17 protein-coding genes are annotated in these 20,680 nt (G+C 65.9%); 9 read left to right on the top strand and 8 right to left on the bottom strand.

All coding sequences use genetic code 11. From position 1 onward, the window contains the following. Positions 1-2: 2 nt before the first annotated feature. The 5 genes from V5G24_RS10780 to V5G24_RS10760 form a co-directional block, all read right to left on the bottom strand. A complete protein-coding gene (locus V5G24_RS10780) occupies positions 3-929 on the bottom strand; it encodes a DMT family transporter (protein ID WP_394082833.1) in 927 nt (308 codons plus the stop codon). A 121-nt stretch (positions 930-1,050) separates the two neighbouring features. Next, the gene (locus V5G24_RS10775; protein WP_394082835.1) at positions 1,051-2,421 is read right to left on the bottom strand and encodes a glutamate--cysteine ligase; all 1,371 of its coding nucleotides are present in this window, start codon (positions 2,419-2,421) and stop codon (positions 1,051-1,053) included. 252 nt (positions 2,422-2,673) lie between these two features. Beyond that, positions 2,674-3,738: an AI-2E family transporter gene (locus V5G24_RS10770; protein ID WP_394082837.1), complete on the bottom strand. Its 1,065-nt coding sequence runs from the start codon at positions 3,736-3,738 to the stop codon at positions 2,674-2,676. Between the two features lie 180 nt (positions 3,739-3,918). Next, the gene (locus V5G24_RS10765) at positions 3,919-5,571 is read right to left on the bottom strand and encodes a long-chain-fatty-acid--CoA ligase (protein ID WP_394082839.1); all 1,653 of its coding nucleotides are present in this window, start codon (positions 5,569-5,571) and stop codon (positions 3,919-3,921) included. 160 nt (positions 5,572-5,731) lie between these two features. Beyond that, positions 5,732-7,066 carry an OmpP1/FadL family transporter gene (locus tag V5G24_RS10760; RefSeq protein ID WP_394082841.1) on the bottom strand — a complete coding sequence of 445 codons (1,335 nt, stop codon included), beginning with the start codon at positions 7,064-7,066 and terminating at the stop codon, positions 5,732-5,734. 456 nt (positions 7,067-7,522) lie between these two features. On the opposite strand from V5G24_RS10760, the gene V5G24_RS10755 reads away from it, so the two are divergent. The 6 genes from V5G24_RS10755 (at position 7,523) to V5G24_RS10730 (ending at position 14,884) form a co-directional block, all read left to right on the top strand. Continuing rightward, positions 7,523-7,954, top strand: coding sequence for a MerR family transcriptional regulator (locus tag V5G24_RS10755; RefSeq protein WP_394082843.1), 432 nt, complete (start codon positions 7,523-7,525; stop codon positions 7,952-7,954). 287 nt (positions 7,955-8,241) lie between these two features. Next, positions 8,242-9,378: a thiolase family protein gene (locus V5G24_RS10750; protein WP_394082845.1), complete on the top strand. Its 1,137-nt coding sequence runs from the start codon at positions 8,242-8,244 to the stop codon at positions 9,376-9,378. 15 nt (positions 9,379-9,393) lie between these two features. Then, positions 9,394-11,721 carry a 3-hydroxyacyl-CoA dehydrogenase/enoyl-CoA hydratase family protein gene (locus tag V5G24_RS10745; RefSeq protein ID WP_394082847.1) on the top strand — a complete coding sequence of 776 codons (2,328 nt, stop codon included), beginning with the start codon at positions 9,394-9,396 and terminating at the stop codon, positions 11,719-11,721. Positions 11,722-11,894: 173 nt separating this feature from the next. Further along, entirely contained in the window at positions 11,895-13,685 is a 1,791-nt protein-coding gene (locus V5G24_RS10740; RefSeq protein ID WP_394082849.1) for an acyl-CoA dehydrogenase C-terminal domain-containing protein, read from the top strand. Between the two features lie 83 nt (positions 13,686-13,768). Beyond that, positions 13,769-14,077, top strand: coding sequence for an SCP2 sterol-binding domain-containing protein (locus tag V5G24_RS10735; protein ID WP_394082851.1), 309 nt, complete (start codon positions 13,769-13,771; stop codon positions 14,075-14,077). 273 nt (positions 14,078-14,350) lie between these two features. Continuing rightward, on the top strand, positions 14,351-14,884 hold the full coding sequence (locus V5G24_RS10730; RefSeq protein WP_394082853.1) for a hypothetical protein: 534 nt from the start codon (positions 14,351-14,353) through the stop codon (positions 14,882-14,884). Between the two features lie 121 nt (positions 14,885-15,005). Here the strand turns inward: V5G24_RS10730 and V5G24_RS10725 are convergent, their stop codons facing one another. Beyond that, on the bottom strand, positions 15,006-15,431 hold the full coding sequence (locus V5G24_RS10725; RefSeq protein WP_394082855.1) for an organic hydroperoxide resistance protein: 426 nt from the start codon (positions 15,429-15,431) through the stop codon (positions 15,006-15,008). A gap of 285 nt (positions 15,432-15,716) precedes the next feature. Here V5G24_RS10725 and V5G24_RS10720 point away from each other — a divergent pair, with 285 nt between their 5' ends. After that, on the top strand, positions 15,717-17,012 hold the full coding sequence (locus V5G24_RS10720) for an MFS transporter (RefSeq protein ID WP_394083094.1): 1,296 nt from the start codon (positions 15,717-15,719) through the stop codon (positions 17,010-17,012). A gap of 308 nt (positions 17,013-17,320) precedes the next feature. On the opposite strand, the gene V5G24_RS10715 is transcribed toward V5G24_RS10720, so the two are convergent. Both V5G24_RS10715 and V5G24_RS10710 read right to left on the bottom strand, forming a co-directional pair. Further along, positions 17,321-18,664 (bottom strand): ATP-binding protein, encoded by a 1,344-nt coding sequence (locus tag V5G24_RS10715; protein ID WP_394082857.1) that lies wholly within the window; start codon positions 18,662-18,664, stop codon positions 17,321-17,323. After that, positions 18,661-19,383 (bottom strand): response regulator, encoded by a 723-nt coding sequence (locus tag V5G24_RS10710; protein ID WP_394082859.1) that lies wholly within the window; start codon positions 19,381-19,383, stop codon positions 18,661-18,663. The genes V5G24_RS10715 and V5G24_RS10710 overlap by 4 nt, the downstream gene beginning before the upstream one ends. Before the next feature lie 210 nt (positions 19,384-19,593). Between V5G24_RS10710 and V5G24_RS10705 the strand changes: the two genes are divergently transcribed. Together V5G24_RS10705 and V5G24_RS10700 are read left to right on the top strand one after the other, a co-directional pair. Continuing rightward, positions 19,594-20,373, top strand: a complete 780-nt coding sequence (locus V5G24_RS10705) for a hypothetical protein (protein WP_394082861.1) — start codon at positions 19,594-19,596, stop codon at positions 20,371-20,373. A gap of 70 nt (positions 20,374-20,443) precedes the next feature. Further along, a complete protein-coding gene (locus V5G24_RS10700; protein ID WP_394082863.1) occupies positions 20,444-20,671 on the top strand; it encodes a hypothetical protein in 228 nt (75 codons plus the stop codon). Positions 20,672-20,680 lie beyond the last annotated feature (9 nt).

The raw sequence follows: 20,680 nt of genomic DNA, 5'->3' as shown, positions 1-20,680 counted from the left end.
CCTCAGCGCGCCGCCGCGCGGCCCTTGGTCAGCACCACCACATTGCCCGCGAGCACCAGGGCGACGCCGAGGCCGGCTTCCAGCGTCCAGTGATAGCCCTCGAACACGGTGGAGATGACGAGCGCCACCAGCGGAAACAGCACCGTGCCATAGCCCGCGCGGCTCGCGCCGATGCGGCGAATCAATTGCAGATAGATGGCGAAGCCGAGCAGGGTCGGCCCGACGATCAGATAGGCGAGCGCGCCGAGATAGCGCGGCGTCCATTCCACCTGGACCGGCGCGCCGGAGACCAGCGTCGCCAGAAAGAACACCAGGCACCCATAGGCCATGCCCCAGGCGGTGGCGGAAAACAGCGGCAGGCCGTGCCGCGAGACCACGCCGGTCAACAGGCTGCCGAGCGAGAACAGCACCGTGCCGGCGATCGCGAGCGCGAGCGCGATGAGAACCGGCCCGTCGAAGCCGGTTTCCACAAGGCTCGGCTCGAACACCAAAGCAATGCCGCCCACGCCGAGCAAGGTGCCCACCAGGATGCGCGCGGTCAGGCGGGTGCCGAATATCGCCGCCGACAGAACCGGGATGCACACCGAGGCGAGCGAGAACACCACCGACATCACGCCGGATTTCAGATGGTAGCCGGCATAATAGAAGGTGAGGAAATTCAGCGAGAACAGGCACGCGCCGAGCCCGGCGAACAGCAGATGATCGCGCGGCCTAAAGGCGAGCCGGCCGCCGGAAAAGCCCACCGCCAGGAACATGATCGCCCCGGCGACGAGGAAGCGCAGCATGCCGGAGACCTCCGGCGCGACGACGCCCAATTGCAGGCGCAGGGGTAGCCAGCCGGTGCCCCAGAGCAGCACGGTCGCGGCATAAAGCGTCGCCTCCACGGGGCCGAACACGGTCGGGGCGGCGGGAGGCGGAGGCGCGGCCATTGAATTCCAAACTCCGGGAGATGGTCCGTTAGACCCCACCCGGACGCTGCGCGAACCACCCGCCCGCGCATGGCCGCCATGCGCGAGGCACATATGTACCGCCGTACCCGGGTCGGTCGGCTCAGTAAGCGAGCGCCGTGAAGGCCGGCTCCACCGATTCGTTCCAGGGGCCGAGATAGAGGTCGCGCAGCTTTTCCGCCGGGGTCTTGCCGCTGGCGAGCACCTCCTTCAGCGGGGCGAGGAAGCGCGTCTCGTCGCGGCCCTGGCTGTCGAGATGCCGCCGCCGCTTCAGGCCGGCCTCGGAGAGGGCCACCATGTCGGCGGCGATATCGCGCACCTTGCGGCCGGCGATGCTGGCATCGAGCGCGAGGCGGGGCACGTCGTCGCGCAGCGCCTGCCGCTCGGCCTCGGTCCAATTCTTCACCAGGTCGAGCGCGGCATCGAGGCTGACGGAATCATACAGCACACCGGCCCACAGCGCCGGGAGGGCGCATAGTTCCGCCCACGGCCCCGCATCCGCCCCGCGCATCTCCAGAAAGCGCTTCAGCCGCACTTCGGGGAAGATGGTGGAGAGGTGATTGACCCAATCCGACAAGGTCGCGGTCTCGCCCGGCAGCGCGGGATGGCGCCCGGCGAGAAGATCGCGGAAGGAGGAGCCGGCAACATCGATGTAGGCATCGCCGCGCTTGACGAAATACATCGGCACATCAAGCGCATAGTCGACGTAACGCTCGAACCCCATACCGGTTTCGAAGGCGAAGGGCAGCATGCCGGCGCGCTGGTTGTCGGTGTCGCGCCAGATCTGTGAGCGGAATGAGAGAAAGCCGTTCAGCTTGCCTTCGGTAAAGGGGGAATTGGCGAACAAGGCGGTGGCGATGGGCTGGAGCGCGAGGCTCGCCCGCAGCTTGCGCACCATGTCCGCTTCCGAGGAATAATCCAAATTCACCTGGACGGTGCAGGTGCGGAACATCATGTCGAGGCCGAGCGTGCCGACCTTCGGCATGTAATTGGCCATGATCTTGTAACGGCCCTTGGGCATCACCGGGGTCTCGGCGCGGGTCCATTTCGGGCTCATGCCGATGCCGAGAAAGCCGATGCCGAGGGGCTCGGCCACCTGGCGGACCTGCGTCAGGTGCGTGTTGATCTCCGAGCAGGTCTCGTGAATCGTCAGGAGCGGCGCGCCGGACAGCTCGAATTGCCCGCCCGGCTCCAGCGAGATGGCCCCGCCGCCGTCGGGGTCGGCAAGGCCGATCAAGGTCTCGCCTTCCAGGATCGGCTCCCAGCCGGAGAGCTTTTGCATGCCCTCCAGAACCGCCCGGATGCCCGCTTCCCCCTCATAGGGAACGGGTTCATGCCGGCCGAGGGTGAAGGGGATCTTCTCGTGCTCGGTGCCGAGCCGGAAGGCAGATTCCGGCTTGTTCCCCTGTTCGATCCAGGCGACCAACGCGTCGCGGGATTGGATCGGGGTCGCATCCAGCATATCGCGAGCCATGCGCGCATTTTCCCTGGCACGACCGGGAATGGGCACAAGATCCCCTCGCCGGAATGCGTACCGCGTAAAGAGGTTGGATCATGCCGCGCACCGGCGCTGCGGCGCTGGCGGGGCATGGTCGAGAACGGGCGCGCGAACATACACGGCGCCCACGCCACCGCAAACAATCCGATGCGCGCGGGTTTCAAACGCGCCTTATGGTCGCGCTCAAGCTGCTTGCGCCCGCCGTGCACGGCCTTCGCACCAGCGCCCTCAGGCCGGCGGCGTGCCGTTTCCGGAACCTTCTTGCCCAGAAACCTCTTCCACGGCCGCGCCCTGCCCCGCCGGACCGGCAAGCGCCTCGCGCCGCCAGACCGCGAACACCACCACCGTCAGCGGCGTCGCCAGCAGCACGCCGAGCGGTCCGAGCAATGTGCCGAACGCCACCACCGCGAACAGGCTGACCGCCGGGGGGATGGAAACCATCTCCTGCTGCAACAGCGGGGAAATGACATTGCCTTCCAGTTGCTGCACCACCACGAACAGAGCGAGCGTCCAGGCCGCCTCCTCATAGCCCACGGTGAAGGCGAGCAGCAACGCCGGCACCGCCGACACAACCGGACCGATCATGGGAACAAATTCCGCGAGCCCGGTGAACAGGCCGAGCGCGAACGCTGAAGGTATGCCGATGATCGACAGGCCGACGCCACTCAGCACGCCCACCAGAATCATCGCCAGGAGCTGCGCCTTAAGGAAATTGCGCAGGCCGAGATTCGCCCGGTCCAGCGCGGTGTCGACCTGCAGCCGCCAGTCTTCCGGGAACACGAGGAGAATGCCCCGGCGGTACAGATGCGGCTGGATGGCGAGATAAATGCCGCCGACCACCACCAGGAACAGGCCGAGGAAAACGTTGGCGACATTGCTGGTGAAGCCGCGCAGCGCGGTCAGCACCGTCGTGCCCGACGGCACCGCATTTTCCGCGCGGCGAATCAGATCGTCGGTCAGGCCCTGCAATCCGAAGCGGTCCCGGAACTCTGCCCAGGCCTCGGGCAGGCGCTGCACCAGTTCAATCACCTGAGCACGGATGAGGCTGCCAAAGAGATAGAGCGTGAGCCCGATGACTATGGCGACCAGAAGCGCGGCCACCGCGAGCGCGCCCCGTTGCGGCAGCCGGGTGGCGCGCGCGATCGGCTCGGCCAGGGCATGCAGCGCGACCGCGATCAGCACTGCCGCAAAGATCAGCAGGATGAGATCGGACACCAGCCAGGCGACCAGGAAGCCGGTGGCAACGAGGCAGCCCACAGCCACCCCGCGCGCCACGCGTGTTTCAAAGCCCATATGCGGTGTCCATCTGCGGCGTCCTTCCCTCGGCGGCGCTATGCCTCTCGCTTCCGCAACGCCGCTGGCCGTGGGGTGTTCCCGCAGCATCCTACCCCACCGCGCCGCCGCCCCGTGGAGCATTTCGGCGCAGCGCGCGGCGCCATCCGCGCTCGGGCCTGAGCACTCTGGCCTGCGCACTCAGGCCTGGGCGTGCTTGCGCCGCTCCTCCTCCACCAGTTCCTTCTTGGAAAGCTTGCCCACCAGGGTCTTGGGCAGGGTGTCGCGGATCTCCACGTCCTTCGGCATTTCGATCTTCGAAACTTGCTCGGCCAGGAAGGCGAGCAATTCCTCGGGCGTCGCGTGCGCCTCCGCGCGCAGGGTCACGAAGGCCTTGGGGCTCTGGCCGCGATATTTGTCCGGCACGCCGATCACCACGCATTCCGCCACCGCCGGGTGCAGATAGAGCGCTTCCTCGATCATCCGCGGATAAACATTATATCCGCCGCACAGGATCACGTCCTTGATGCGGTCCACCAGGAACAGATAGCCGTCGGCATCCAGATAGCCGACATCGCCGGTGCGGAACGCGCCGTCCACGAACGCGTGGGCGGTTTCCTCCGGCCGGTTCCAATAGCCTGCCATCACCTGCGGGCCGCGTGCGCAGACCTCGCCCTTTTCTCCCAGTGGAACCAAGCGGGTGGGATCGGCGAGATCGCGAATCTCGATCTGCGTGCCGGGAACCGCGGTGCCGACCGACCCGTCCTTGATGACGCCGAGCGGCGGATTGGCGGTGAGCACCGGTGCGGTCTCGCTCAGCCCATAGCCCTCCACCAGCTTGCAGCCGCTCAGTTCCTCGAAGCGGTGGCGCACCTCGCCCGGCAAGGGCGCGCCGCCGGAAATGCACAGCCGCAGCGAGGACAAATCATATTTGGCGAGGTCCGGCGCATTATTGATCGCCGTGTAGATGGTCGGCACGCCGGGAAACAGGGTCGGCTTCTGCGCGGCGATGGTGGCCAGCAGGTCGCCGAGATGGAAGCGCGGCACGAGGATGATTTCCGATCCGGCGGCGATGGGAATGTTCATCACCGTGGTCATGGCGAATACGTGGAACAGCGGCAGCACACCGAGCACCCGCTCGCCGCCGACTTCCAGGCAATTGACGTGCGCCATCACCTGGCGCGCATTGGCGACCACATTCGCATGGGTCAGCATTGCGCCCTTGGGAATGCCCGTGGTGCCGCCGGTATATTGCAGCACCGCGACATCGCGCAGCGGATCGACCGAGATCGGCGCCGGCCGGCCGACATCGCGCACTAGGTCCTGATAGCGGATATGGCGGCCATCCTCGCGGGAAAATTCCGCCAGGTCCTTGCGCCGCAGCAGCGGAAACAGCAGCCCCTTCAACCAGGGCAGAACCTGTGCGAACGGACAGACGATGATCGACTTCAGACCGGCTTCCGCGGCGACGGCGGCGACGCGGGAATGGATCACCTTCAGGTCCGGGACCACCATGATCGTGGTGCCGGAATCGCGGATCTGGTTGGCCAGCTCCCGCTCCACGTAAAGCGGGCTGAAATTCACCACGATGCCGCCGGCGCGCAGGATCGCGTAATAGAAGATCACCGAATACGGCGTATTGGGCAGGCACAGGCCGACCCGCGTCTCCTTGCGCACGCCGAGGCGCTGGAGCCCGGCGGCGGCGGCATCGACCATCGCGCCCAGCTGGGCATAGGTCCATTTGCGGCCCATGAAATTCATGGCCGGGCGCGCCCCATGCTCGGCCACGCTGACGTCCAGCAGGTCGTTCACCGGCGCTGCCGCGATGCCTGCGTCCTGATTGCGATCAAGCATCTCTGTTTCCCCTCTCGATGGAGGCGCACTTCGCCGTGTGACACGGCGCCGGCCTCTCTTGCTTGCGGGGCGCCTGAAGGTGCCACCGCGCGCATCATGGGGCGCAATTGCGCCGGGAAAGCGAAGCCTGGTACGCTTTCCCGGCCGCGCCCCGCTCACCTCACTTGGTGATGAGGGCGGTCTTCACCGGCACAGAGTCGAAGCGGTAGCGCACGCCGACCGACACGATATCCACATAGGCGTTATTCACTTCGGCGACCAGCACGCCACGGGTGAGATTGGCCGTATCAAGCGGGGACAGGTTGATCGGGCCGCTGTCACCGAAGATGTGAGTATAGGCGAGATCAATGCTGAGATTATCCGTCCACGCATAGGTCAGACCTCCGGAGAGCCAAAGGCGATTGCTGTCCGGCAGGCGCGGGGTGCGGTATTCGTCGGTGACAGGGGAAATTTCATAAGCAAGACCGGCGCGTAGGGTCAGCTTGGGGTCCCACTGATATTCGACGCCGCCGGAGAAGAACCATCCATCCTGCCAATGCAGCGACAGGATCGAGGGAGCAGAGGGGACCGCGCTGTTCGGCTGGATGACCAGCTGCTGAAGGTTGGACCAGTTGGTCCATTCAACCGTTCCGAGCACGGTCCAGCGCGGATCGAGCTGCGAGCGCAAGCTGGCGGTGATCTGGTCCGGCAGGTTCAGGCCGGCGGTCGCGGGCGCCTGACCGGCGATCGTGCCGATGGGCAGAGACGAGGTGACGGAGCCGCTGAGATTCTGGTCGACGGCCGAGCGATAGCCGATGCCGAGCGTGGTGCCGGGGCGCAAGGTAAACAGGGCGCCGAGGGTGAAGCCGACGCCGAAATCGTCGCCGTTCACTTCGGCGGAACCCTGAAGATAGGACGGCGCGCCGGTGAGGATCTGCGCCTGGTTCAGCTTGGCGTCGATGTAATTGATCACGACACCGCCACCGAGGGTCAGCCAGTCGTTGACCCTATAGGCCACCGATGTGGTGGCGTTCATGTCGAAGATGCGGCTGTAGCAGCCATAATAACGGCCGGACCAGTTGCACGGCGCGTCGGTGATGAGGCCGTAGGGCGAGGTCACGGCGAGGCCCACCGCCCAGCGATCCCACGCATAGCTGATATAGCTGGTGGGGAGCGTGCCATTGTCGACGATATCGCCGACGCCCACATTTCCCAGATTGGTGCCGAGCGCGCTGCGGGCGCCGATCACGTCGATCGAGGCATGGGGGGCGATATAGGTGACATTGCCTTCCACCGAGAGGCCGGGGGCAAAGCCCATGGCCGCCGGGTTCCAATACATGGAGGCAAGGCCCGCCCCGCCCGCGGCGTTACCGGCGAACGATGTGCCCTGATAATAGGCGCTTTGCTCGCGCAGGCCGAACCCGCCCGCCGAGGCGGTTGAAGCGCCCCCCAGCAACAAGGCCGGCATCATCAAGGCGGCGGTACCGGTGCAGGCGATAGCGTGACGTTTGGACATGATGCCCCCTAAGGTTGCGTTTCCGACAGGCATCCCGTCTTTGTGCGGCGCACGTATCAGTGCTTGCGATGCCCTATACGTCAACAAAGATGCCTATTCGGCTGGCAGCGTCAACCGGACTATCGCCCTATGATGTCCGAAAATGACTTTAACCACCCTTCTGTGGCAGACGTGCAACGTCTCCGAGATAGATGTCTCCTTCTGAACTATTGAATTCCGATCGGATCGATAGTGATACGACAGCTGGATTGACCTTTTTCCACTGGAAGAGGGTGCCTGGCACAGGTTGAGTCATTGTGCATCGCCCTGATGAGCGATCCGAATCTTTCGCATCGCAATATTGGCATAAAGCTCACCAAACCCATGTCTTCCGGGCCGCGCGGGCAGGGGCTTGCGCCCAAGGTTAAAGCATGTATCCTGCCGTTCGTTGGATGACGTATAGGTAAGGGTGCGACAGTGGTAGTTAAGCGCGGCGCCTCCGGTGCCATAACCGACACATTCTTCACCGTGACCGAGCTGGCGCGCGATCTCGCCGTCACGGCCCGCACCATCCGCTTCTACGAGGACAAGGGGCTCATCACGCCCCGCCGTGCCGGCAATATCCGCGTCTATACCAAGCGCGATCGGGCGCGAATGGCGCTGATCCTGCGCGGCAAGCGGCTCGGCTTCAGCCTGCGGGAAATCAAGGATTACCTTGACCTGTACGATGTCGATCCGACCCAGATCGAGCAGATCCGCCTGCTGCTGAAGCAGGTGCGCACGCGCCTGGAGATGCTCGAGGACCAGCGCCTGGCGCTGGAGGAAACCATCGTCGAGCTGAAGGAGATCGAGGCGCAGACCGAGGAGGCCCTGAAGCAGGAAGTCGCCTCCAAGCGCATCGCTGGCTGAGGCACCGCGCTCCGTCCCGGTGCCTCAGCCCGGGCGCGCCATTGCGGGTCCCTGCCCGCGCGCCGCAAATGTCAGCGGGCGTCTATCGGGCGTCATGAATGGCGCGCCATGATCGGGCAGACCCGCCGCTGGTCGCTTTCGCACGAAACGCCCTGGCACCAGTTCAAATATTGAATGTGTGCGACGATTTATTTGATGCCATACGCAAGAACATCCGACACCTAACAAGAACACTTGATATCCGAACAAGAACACTTGGCAACAAAAGACATCTGGTAGGAGAGCCCATGCAGAACGTGGTTATCGCAGGCTATGCCCGCTCGCCTTTCGCGCCCGCCAAGAAGGGGGACCTCGCGCGCGTCCGCCCGGATGACATGGCCGCCCAGGTTGTGCGCGAGCTGATTGCCCGCACGAAGGTCAATCCCGAGGACATCGAGGATCTCATCGTCGGCTGCGCCTTTCCCGAGGCCGAACAGGGCTTCAACGTGGCGCGCCTCATCGGCATGATCGCCGACCTGCCGCAATCGGTCGCCGGTGTCACCGTGAACCGCTTCTGCGGCTCCTCCATGCAGGCGATCCACATGGCCGCCGGACAGATCCAGCTCGGCGCCGGCGAGGTGTTCGTGTGCGCGGGGGTCGAGAGCATGAGCCGCGTGCCCATGACCGGCTTCAACCCGATGCCGAACCCCGCCCTTTATGAAAAGAACCATGCCGCCTACATGGGCATGGGCGACACGGCCGAAAACGTCGCGCGCAAATGGCAGATCAGCCGCGCCGATCAGGACGCCTTCGCCCTCAAGAGCCAGCAGAAGGCCGCGAAAGCCCAGGCCGAGGGTCGGCTGAAGGATGAGATCGTCGCCATCCGCATCAATGGCAAGAGCGTGGACGTGGACGGCTGCATCCGCACCGAGGCCAAGGCCGAGGATTTCGCCGGCCTCAAGCCTGCTTTCGATGAAAACGGCACCGTCACCGCCGGCACCTCCTCGCCGCTGACCGACGGCGCTTCCGCCGTGCTGGTCTGCACCGAAGCTTATGCCGAGAAGCACGGCCTCACCCCGCTCGCCCGCCTGCGCGGCGTCGCGGTGGCGGGCTGCGCGCCGGAAATCATGGGCATCGGTCCCGTCGCCGCCACCCGCAAGGCGCTGGCGCGCTCCAACATCCATGTCGGCGATCTCGACGTGGTGGAGCTGAACGAAGCCTTCGCCTCCCAGGCGCTGGCCTGCATCAGCGATCTCGGGCTGCGCGAGGACACCATCAATATTGACGGCGGCGCCATCGCCATCGGCCATCCGCTCGGCGCCACCGGCGCGCGGATCGTCGGCAAGGCGGCCGCCCTGCTCCAGCGCGAGGGCGGGCGCTATGCGCTGGCGACCCAGTGCATCGGCGGCGGGCAGGGCATCGCCACCGTTCTCGAACGCATCTGACCGGGAGCGCGCGAGATGAACGAAATCAAGAAGGTCGCCGTCATCGGCGCCGGCGTCATGGGCGCCGGCATCGCCGCCCATGTGGCCAATGCGGGCATTCCGGTGCTGCTGCTGGACATCGTCCCCGAGGGTGCGATCAATCGCAATGCCATCGCCGAAGGCGCCATCGCCCGCCTGTTGAAGGCGGATCCCGCCGCCTTCATGTCGAAAGCCGCCGCCAAGCTCGTCACCCCCGGCAATACCGAGGACCATCTCGACCAGCTCGCCTCCTGCGACTGGATCGTGGAAGCGGTGATCGAGCGGCTGGACATCAAGCAGGCGCTTTATGCCAGGATCGAGGCCGCCCGCACACCGGGGAGCGCGGTGTCGTCCAACACCTCCACCATCCCCTTGGGCGATTTGACCGCCGGTCTGCCGGAAAGCTTCGCCCGCGATTTCCTCATCACCCATTTCTTCAATCCGCCGCGCTACATGCGGCTGCTGGAGATCGTCGCCGGGCCGCACACCGACCCCGCCACCGTCGCCAAGGTCTCGGCCTTCGCCGACGTGAAGCTCGGCAAGACGGTGGTGACCTGCAAGGACACGCCCGGCTTCATCGCCAATCGCCTCGGCACCTTCTGGCTCAACCTCGCGGTGGGCGAAGCGATCGAGACCGGCCTGAAGGTGGAAGAGGCGGACGCCGTCATGGGCCGCCCGTTCGGCATTCCCAAGACCGGCATTTTCGGCCTGCTGGACCTCATCGGACTCGACCTGATGCCCCACGTCCAGGGCAGCCTGGAGCGCGCGCTTCCCAAGAGCGATGCCTTCCATGCGACCCTGCGCGATATCCCCCTGGTCAAGACCATGATCGAGACCGGATATACGGGCCGCAAGGGCAAGGGCGGCTTCTATCGCCTGAACCGCGAGAATGGCGGCAAGCTGAAGGAAGCCATCGATCTTTCAACCGGCGAATATCGCCCGCAGGAGAAGGCGGCGCTGCCGGAGCTTGAGGACGGCGGCGGCAAGGATCTCCTCGCCCTTCTCTCCGCCCCCGGCGCGGCCGGGCGCTACGCCTGGGCAGTGATGGGGCGCACCCTCGCCTATGCCGCCCGCCTGGTGGGCGAGGCTGCCGACGATGTGGTCGCCATCGATGAGGCCATGCGCCTCGGCTATAATTGGAAATGGGGGCCGTTCGAGCTGATCGACAAGATCGGCGCGGCAAACCTCATCGCCCGCCTGAAGGCGGATGGGGAAGAGATTCCCGCTTTGCTCGCCAGCGCCGAGACCAAGCCCTTCTACCGGGTGGAGAGCGGCAAGCGGCAATATCTCGGGCTGGACGGCGCCTATCATGACGTGGTGCGCCCGGACGGCGTGCTGCTGCTCGCCGACATCAAGCTTCACAGCGAGCCCTTGATGAAGAATGGCTCGGCGGCGCTGTGGGACATCGGCGACGGCGTGGTGTGCCTGGAATTCACCAGCAAGGGCAATTCGCTGGACGAAGGCATCATCACCTTGCTCGGCAAGGCGACGCGCCTGGTGAAGGACAAGTACAAGGCGCTCGTGATCTATAACGAGGGGACCAATTTCTCGGTCGGCGCCAATCTCGGCCTCGCTTTGTTCGCCTGTAACATCGCGGCGTTCGGCGAGGTGGAGAAGCTGGTCGCCACCGGGCAGAAGGCCTATCAGGACCTCAAATACGCCCCCTTCCCCGTCGTCTCGGCACCTGCCGGCATGGCGCTCGGCGGCGGCTGCGAGATCCTGCTGCATTCCGATGCGGTGCAGGCCCATGCGGAAAGCTATATCGGCCTCGTGGAATGCGGCGTCGGCCTGCTGCCCGGCTGGGGCGGCTGCAAGGAGATGCTGACCCGCTGGCAGAATGCCAAGGGCATGCCCAAGGGGCCCATGCCCGCCACTTCGAAGGTGTTCGAGCTGGTGAGCGTCGCCACGGTCTCGAAATCCGCCGCCGAGGCGAAGGAATATCTGTTCCTGCGCGAAACCGACGGCATCACCATGAACCGCGACCGCCTGCTGGCGGATGCCAAGGCCAAGGCCCTGGCGCTGGCGGAAAACTACGTGCCGCCCAAGCCGAAGGACCTCACCTTGCCCGGCCCTTCCGGCAAGACCGCCCTGGTGATGGCGGCGGAGAGTTTCCATAAGCGCGGCATGGCCACCAAGCATGACCTGGTGGTGGCGGGCGCGCTCGCGGAGGTTCTGTCCGGCGGCAAGGCGGACCATATCGAGCCGGTCACGGAAGCCCAGGTGCTGGAGCTTGAGCGGGCGAACTTCATGCGCCTCATCAAGACCAACGCGACGCTCGCCCGCATCGAGCACACGCTGGAAACCGGCCGTCCGCTGCGGAACTGAGCCGTATCGCCTGAACGGTCCCCTCTCCCGCTTGCGGGGGAGGGCTAGGGAGGGGGAAGGCGGACGATCGCAGTTTGGCAAATGGTGCCCTGCTTGATGGCCCCCTCCCCGCCCCTCCCCCGCAAGCGGGAGAGGGAGCTTTTCGCAAAGTCAAAAATCACGGGAGAGCGACCATGCAGACGTATCAGCCCCCGCTCCGCGACATGCGCTTCGTGCTGCACGAACTGCATGGCAGCGAAAGCCTGAAGGACATGAAGGGCCTCGAAGAGGTCACACCGGATCTCATCGACGCCGTGCTGGAGGAAGCCGGCAAGCTGGTGACCGAGGTGCTGGCGCCCATCAACATGGCCGCCGACCAGGAAGGCTGCACCTATGAGAACGGCGTGGTGCGCACGCCCAAGGGCTTCAAGCAGGCCTATGACACCTATCGCGAGGGCGGCTGGAACGGCATCGCCTGCGATCCGGAATGGGGCGGCCAGGGCCTGCCGGCGAGCGTGACCAAGTTCATCGAGGAGATGATGTGCTCGGCCAACCTTGCCTTCGGCCTTTATCCCGGCCTCACCCACGGGGCCTATATCGCGCTGAAGAACCACGCCTCGCAGGAGTTGAAGGAACGCTATCTGCCGAAGATGGTGGAGGGCAGCTGGACCGGCACCATGTGCCTCACCGAGCCCCATTGCGGCACCGATCTCGGCCTGCTGCGCACCAAGGCGGAGCCGCAGGACGACGGCAGCTATTCCATCACCGGCAACAAGATCTTCATCTCCGCCGGCGAGCACGACCTGACCGAGAACATCATCCACCTGGTGCTGGCCCGCCTGCCGGACGCGCCCAAGGGCATCAAGGGCATCAGCCTGTTCCTGGTGCCGAAATTCCTGCCGACGGAAGATGGCCGGCCCGGCATGCGCAACGGCGTGCAGTGCACCGGCATCGAGCACAAGATGGGCATCCACGGCTCGGCGACCTGCCAGCTCTCGTTCGACGATGCCAAGGGCTGGCTGGTCGGCGAGCCGCACAAGGGCATGCGGGCCATGTTCTCCATGATGAATTCCGAGCGCCTCTCGGTCGGCACCCAGGGGCTCGGCGTCGGCGAGGCCGCCTATCAGGGCGCCGTCACCTATGCCAAGGAACGTCTCCAGGGCCGCGCGCTGACGGGGGCCAAATATCCCGACAAGCCCGCCGACCCGATCATCGTGCATCCCGACGTGCGGCGCACGCTCATGACCATGCGCGCCTATAACGAAGGCTGCCGCGCGCTGTCCGGCTGGGTGGCGCGCAACCTCGACCTGATGGAGCGTTCCAACGATCCGGAGGAGCGCCAGCAGGCGGAGGATTTCACCGCCCTCATGACCCCCATCGTGAAGGCCATGTTCACCGATCTCGGTTTCACCAATGCCTCGCTCGGCGTGCAGGTCTATGGCGGCCACGGCTACATCCGCGACCACGGCATGGAGCAATATCTGCGCGATGCCCGCATCGCCATGATCTACGAGGGCACCAACGGCGTGCAGGCGCTGGATCTGGTGGGGCGCAAGCTTGGCGCCCATACCGGGCGCTATCTGCGCGCCTTCTTCCATCCGGTGCTGAACTATATCGACGCCAAGCTGGACGATCCCGACCTCGGGCCACTGGTGGGTCCGCTCGGCAAGGCGTTCGGCGCGCTCCAGCTCGCCACCGCCCATATCGCCCAGAAAGGCATGCAGGATCCGGACGAGGCGGGCGCCGCGGCCACGGAATATCTGCGGCTGTTCGGGCTCGTGGCGCTCGGCTACATGTGGGTGCGCATGGCGGAAGTGGCGCTGCAAAAGCGCGGCGAGGCCAATGGCGAGGCCGCCTTCTACGAGGCCAAGATCGTCACGGCGCGCTTCTTCATCGATCGCCTGTTGCCGGAAGTGGCGGCCCTGTGGGGCTCCATCAAGACCGGCAAGGCATCCATGATGGCGCTGGACGACGCGGCCTTCTGATCCTAACCCAGGGCGTGCCGAGGGCGCGCCCCCTTCTTTGGACGCGGCGCAGCGGCACCGCGCCCCGCATTTCAGGACCGACCATGGCAGACCTTTCCTCCCTCATCGAGCTCATGAACGATCGCGCCGGCGCCTTGAGCGAGCTCGGCTATCGCGTGCGGTTCGAACTGACCGACACCGACGAATCCATCCTGCTGGATGCCACCGGCCCGGCCGTGGAGGTGAGCGAGGGCACCGGCGAGGCCGATGCCGTGCTCAAGCTCTCCACCGACACGCTGGACAAGCTCATCACCGGGCGCATCGGCCCCATGCTGGCCTTCTCCACCGGGCGGCTGCGGGTGGAGGGCTCGCAGGGCGTGGCGCTGAAGCTCGCCGGCCTGCTGGACAGCTGAACGTGACGGCGGCGACTTCCGCCGCCTTCGCCTTCCCAGGGAAGCACCCAGTTTCTGGAAGTATTCGAGTCTGTGGCAAACCTGATCGAAGGTTGCGCACAAGTTCATTTAACTGACACATGCCGCGCCGGCGACACCAAAACGCAATGCGATCTTAACCATAAGCCGGCAAGCATTTTTCCCGCCAGCAAAAGGCACGAGAGCTCTGGTAAAGCGCGGGCGCGGTGGTAATGTGCGCGTGTAGTGCGGATTCACCCTGCCCGGGAGAGATCGATGAAATCTGTGATTTTCGGCGCGCTGTTCGCGATGGTCGGTGCCATCGGCATGGCGAATGCCCAAGGCGCAAAGCCAGCCAATACCGAGGAAATGAAGCCGGCCAACTGGTTGTTCGTTCAGGTCGCCGATTCGGTCACGGTCGACGACAAGACGATCACCCTGAAGGGCGTCGCGCCCCAGACCCTCATGTTCTCCGACCGTCCCGAGCGGATGACCGGCGATGCGCCGACCGCGAACTTCGTGAAATTCTGGAACACCGGCAAGGACAGCTTCCAGAAGGACGCCCCCAACGCCACGCTCTCCGTGACCGTTGACGGCAAGCCCGTGACCGCCGTGGTGGAACTCACCAACCCGGTGCTCACCGGCGACACGCTGGTCTATAATTACAAGCTGCTCAGCGACGAGAAGCCGGTCTCCGGCACCAGCGCCAGCCTGTTCATCGACTGGTGGTACGGCTACGGCCCCTATTGGCGCCCCGGCGCGTGCTGGCGCGGCCCCTACGGCGGCCTGCACTGCCGTCCGGGCTGGTGAGCCCTCGCCTTTCTGACGTCTGAAACGAAGACCCCCGCCCGGCTCGGCCGCGGCGGGGGTTTTCTTTTGTGGCGTGAGGGCGGCGGCCCTTGCGGAGGCCGCCCCCCCGACGCGAGATCGCTCAGGCGATTTCGAGGCCCACGTCCACATTGTTGCGGGTCGCGTTGGAATAGGGGCAAACCTGATGCGCCTTGGCAACCAGATCCTCGGCCTGGGCGCGCTCGATGCCGGGCAGCGAGATCTTCAGCGAAGCGGTGATGCCGAAGCCGCCTTCCGAGCGCGGGCCGATTCCGACCGTGGCGGTCACCGTGGCGTCGGCGGGGATGTGCACCTTTTCCTGACCGCCGACGAACTTCAGCGCGCCAAGGAAGCAGGCGGAATAGCCGGCCGCGAACAATTGTTCGGGATTATTGCCTTCGCCGCCAGCGCCGCCGAGCTCCTTCGGGGTGGTCAGCTTCACGTCGAGCGTGCCGTCGGCAGTGGTGGAGCGGCCATCGCGGCCCCCGGTGGCAGTGGCCTGGGTGGTGTATTTCACATCGACAGACATGGGATGTCTCCTTTGAAAATCCGTTTCGGACGCTGCGGCAACCACCCCTCTCGCCATGTGCGAGCCCAAGCGGCAACCCCATGACCATTCATATAGCTCACGATTAAATCGCGCGCAATATATTTTTTGATCCGCCTCTGATACCGCCGTGCCACACCTTCCGCGCAAGCGCTCCGCACGCCCCGGCCCGCCATTGCCTGCGGGCAAAAAGCTCCCTATCCAGAAGCGGTTGCAGCGGACGGGGCCGCACGGCCCATGGAGAACGCGATGACCGAAGCCGCGCATATGGACGCCAGCCTGCCCCGCAAATCCCCTTCGAAGGCCGCCACGGTATTCCGCGTCACCAGCGGCAATTTCCTGGAGATGTTCGACTTCTTCCTGTTCGGTTTTTACGCCACGCATCTGGCCGCGGCGTTCTTTCCGGTGCACGACCCGTTCGCCTCCCTGATGCTGACTTTCGGCACCTTCGGCGCGGGCTTTTTGATGCGGCCGCTCGGCGCCATCATCCTCGGCGCCTATGTGGACAAGATCGGCCGTCGCAAGGGCCTGATCCTGACCCTGGTCATCATGTCGTGCGGCACCATTCTCGTCGCCTTCGTGCCGGGATATGCCACCATCGGCCTGCTGGCGCCGCTGCTGGTGCTGATCGGCCGGCTGCTCCAGGGCTTTTCCGCCGGCGTGGAGCTGGGCGGGGTCTCGGTCTATCTGTCGGAAATGGCGACGCCCGGCCACAAGGGCTTCTATGTGAGCTTCCAGTCGGCGAGCCAGCAGGTGGCGATCATCGTCGCCGCCGCGCTCGGCTTCGCCCTGAACGAATGGATGAGCCCGCAGATGGTGTCCGACTGGGGCTGGCGCATCCCCTTCTTCATCGGCTGCATGATCGTGCCGTTCATATTCGTCATCCGCACCTCGCTCCAGGAGACCGAAGAGTTTCTCGCGCGCAAGCATCGCCCCGACGCCAGCGAGATTTTCCGCTCCATGCTCACCAACTGGCCGCTGGTGCTGGCGGGCATGATGCTGGTGGTGATGACCACCGTTTCCTTCTACCTGATCACGGTCTACACTCCCACCTTCGGCCGCGCGGTGCTGAAGCTGAGCGCCGCCGACAGCCTGATCGTGACCTTCTGCATTGGCGTATCGAATTTCTTCTGGCTGCCGGTCATGGGCGCGCTGTCGGACCGGGTCGGGCGCTGGCCGCTGCTCGCGGGCTTTTCCCTGCTCGCTTTGGTGACGGGCTATCCCACGCTCGCCTGGCTGGTGAGCGATCCCACCTTCGGCCGCATGCTGCTGGTGGAGCTGTGGCTGTCGTTCCTGTACGCGAGCTATAACGGCGCCATGGTGGTGGCGCTCACCGAAGTGATGCCGGTGAACGTGCGCACCTCCGGCTTCTCGCTCGCCTACAGCCTCGCCACCGCTCTGTTCGGCGGCTTCACGCCGGCCGCCTGCACCTGGCTCATCGAGGCGACGGGAGACAAGGCCGCGCCCGGCCTGTGGCTCGGCTTCGCCGCCCTGTGCGGCCTGCTGGCCACCGCCGCGCTCTATCTCCGCCGCGACGGCCGCAGCCTCGTGAATGCGGTCTAGAGCCGGATCGGCATGCATGGCTTGGCGCGATTGCAGCAGAGCATCGTCATGCACGGGCTTGTCCCGTGCATCCACGCGGCACCGCAGTACCGGCTTTCAAGGCCCGCTCGGGCGACCCGGCGTAGATGGCCGGGACACGCCCGGCCATGACAACCGGTGAAAGAAAGGCAATCGTGCGCATGTGCCGTGAGGCGCCTCGACGATACACCAGGCCGGTGAATGTCGATCGGACCTAGCGCGCGTTTGCGGGCGAACGGGGCTCCGGTTCGCGTAACGAAGCGGCAGACGCAACGCGATGCCGCGTTGAGTCACGAGGCATCGCGGTCCGCCAAATCCTGATGTTCGTCGACAGCGGGCAGTTCCACCCGCTGGATCAGGCCGCCGGACGGCTTGTTGGCGAGCACCAGCTTGCCGCCGTGCCGCTGGATGATCTCATGGGCGATGGCGAGCCCGAGGCCCGCGCCGGGAATCGTCACCTGGCGCGCCGGATCGGTCCGGAAGAAGGGCTCGAACACCTGCGCCATCAGATGTTCGGGAATGCCGGGCCCGTCGTCCTCGATCAGCAGCAAGGCACACCCTGCGCCCGCGCGCAGATAGACCCGCGCGCCGCGCCCGTGGGTGGCCGCATTGACCACGAGATTGCGGATCGCCCGCTTGAGCGAGAGCGGCTTGCCGGCGACGATCAGCGGGCACATCTCCACGAGATCGGCGTTAAGGCCGCTTTGCCCGGTCTCGCGCACCACGGCCTTAACCACCTCGTCGAGCGACACGTCCTCGTCGGGCGTACCGCTGACCTCCTCGCGCACCAGGCGGATGGCACTGTCGGCGATGTGGTCGAGCTCGGCGAGATCGTTGAACCAGCGCTCCCGCTCTTCGTCGTCCTCGATGAACTCCGCCCGCAGGCGCAGGCGCGTCAGCGGCGTGCGCAAATCGTGCGCGGCTGCCGCGACGATCCGCATGCGGCTGTCCATCGCCATCTTCAGGCGGTGGGAGAGCAGGTTGATGGTGCGCGCCGCCGCGCGCACCTCGGTGGAGCCGGTTTCGGCGAGCTGCGGCAGCGAACCGTCCACGCTCACCTGATCGACCGCCTGCTCGATGAGCGCAAGCGGCCGCAGCAGACGCTGGACCGCCACCGCCACCACCACCGTGACGCCAAGCGCGACCAGGGCGAACCAGCCCAGCACACCGTAGGGAATCGCGGGCGGCGGGGGCAGCATGAGCTGCTCGATGGGAAATTTCAGCCACCGGCCGTCCTTGAGATGGACCAGCGCCAGATGCCCTCGGCCCTCCTCGTCCGGCGGGCCACCGGAGGGCGGCGCGCCCTCGCGCGCGGTCCCCGGGCCGAATTCCGAAACCACGGTCACGGCGCGGGTGACGCCCAGTCGCCCCAGAGCCTCGGTCAGCATCCGGGAGGCAAATGGATCGGCCATGCCTTCGGGCGGGGTGTCGCTAACGATGTCCGGGCCCGCGACGGCATCCGCCCCGCTCTCGACCATCTTCAGCACCAGCGCGAGCTGGCTCGCGGTCGCCGCCTTCTCGAACAGCGGGCGCGGGCGGCCGTTGACCAGAAGAAACACCGCCGTGGCAAGGACGAGGACGAGGAGGATCGCCACCACCAGAAGCGCCGTCACCCGCGCGCGCAGGGATTTCACGATGCGGTCTCGAGCGTCTCCACCCGCGCGGCAAACTGATAGCCGCCATTGCGCTGGGTCTTCAGGATCTGAAACGTACCGGCGTCCCCGAGCTTGCGCCGCAGCCGGCTCACCAGCACGTCGATGGAGCGGTCGAAGGGACCCGCCTCCCGGCCCTGGGTGATGTCGAGCAACTGATCGCGCGACAGGATGCGGCCGGGCCGCTCCAGGAAGGCGAGCAGCAAGTCGAATTCGGCGGCGGTGAAGGCCAGGTCCACGCCCTGGGCATCCAGCACCTGGCGTGCGCTGCGCTCCACCGTGAAGCCGCAGAAGCTGTATTTCTGCGCGAGGCCGGGGTCGGGCGGCACATCGTGCATGCGCCGCAGCACCGCGCGGATGCGGGCCACCAGCTCGCGTGCATTGAACGGCTTGCCGAGATAATCATCCGCCCCGACTTCAAGGCCGATGATGCGGTCCACCTCCTCCTTGAGCGCGGTCAGGAGGATGATCGGCACCCGCGAGCGCGAGCGCAGCGACCGGCACAGATCCAGGCCCGAGGCGTCGGGCAGCATGAGATCCAGCACGACGAAATCAATGCGGTTGGTGGTGAGCTTTTCTTCCATCTCCCGGCCGCTCGCGGCCAAGGACACACGAAACCCCTGGCTCGCGAGATAGCGACCGAGCAGTTTTCGGATTTCATGGTCGTCATCGACCACGAGAATATGCGGCGCCGCTTCCAACTGAAAGTTTCCCGTTGCTGACCCCATCGCTCTAGCGCAGGCGGCGCAAAGATCCGCCAGCGGATTGCAATTTTCCATTGCCATCATGCGCACAGCAATGGCCGCTCACAAATCCCCGATTTTCGGAAACATCCAGAAACCAACCGCCATACCGGGGCAATTGCAGAGGCGCAGCGTCCGGTCATCGAAAACGACTTGAGGACGACGCACATGTTGAAACGGGCCATTCTCGCCCCCTCGGTGGTGCTGGCGCTCGGCATCGGCGTGGCCGGCTTCGCGGCCGGCGGCCTTGCCTTCGCCGATGGCGCCACCGTTCCGGCGAAGAGCACGGACCGCCTTTCAGCCCGCGAAGGAACGAGCCAGTTCGCCATGACCGCCCGCGCCGTGCAATTGGCCGAAGCGACTCCGCCCGGTCCGCGTGACCGGCAGCCCGGCGTCACCGGGCGACCGGGCGCACCTGAGGCGGCACAAGACGTCGCTCCTCATGCCGGCCCGTTCGCCGGCCCTCCACCCCTGGGCGGGCAGATGGTCGCTTCCGCCGCGCTCGCGGCGATGGAGACCTTCATCGGCATCCGCGCCGACCAGTTCGATGTGTGGCGCGCCTATACCAATGCGGTGTTGGCGCTGCTCCAGCCGCCCAAGCCGCCGCAGGACGAGCCGAAGCCCGCCGCCTTCCAGCGTGCCGAGGCCATCGCGCACCACATGGCAGAACAGGGCGCCAAGGCCCAGGCGGTGCTCGACGCGCTCACGGCGCTGAAGGCCAAGCTCAGCGAAGACCAGCTCCAGCGCGCTGCCGATCTTTCCGCGGCGCTGCCCCCCGGCCCGCCGCGCGGCCCGCTGGCCTTCGCGTTCGGCGCGCCGCTCGCCCCGCAGATGCCGCCTCCCGGTGCCGAGCGCTTCCACGGCGGTGGACATGGCCCGCAGGCTTTGCCCGACCCTTCCGACACCGACGAGGACGCAGCGCCCCGCCGCCCGCGCCCCGTACTCTGAGATCAACGGGCGGGGGCCCACCTGAGGACGGACGCAGTCGCGCCCGTTCCCGGTTTCACAAGGAGCCCACATGACACCGACGCACGCGGCACATGCAGATATCGCACAGGGCGACGTGACGGAATTCGTCGCGAAGCTGATCTATGAGCGGACCTATAACCGGGTCTGGGAAGATGCGACCCAATGGGCCCGCAAGGACAGCGTCTCCTGCGCCGAAACGGTGGTGGACGCGCTGCGGCACGCGGCGCTTCTACCCGGCGAAACCACCCCGGCACGCCCGCACGCGTCCCGGTTTTGAACCGGCGCG

This window comes from Roseixanthobacter finlandensis (assembly GCF_043195105.2).
GTDB lineage: Bacteria > Pseudomonadota > Alphaproteobacteria > Rhizobiales > Xanthobacteraceae > NCEH01.
This window is presented reverse-complemented; position numbering and strand designations above follow the sequence as displayed.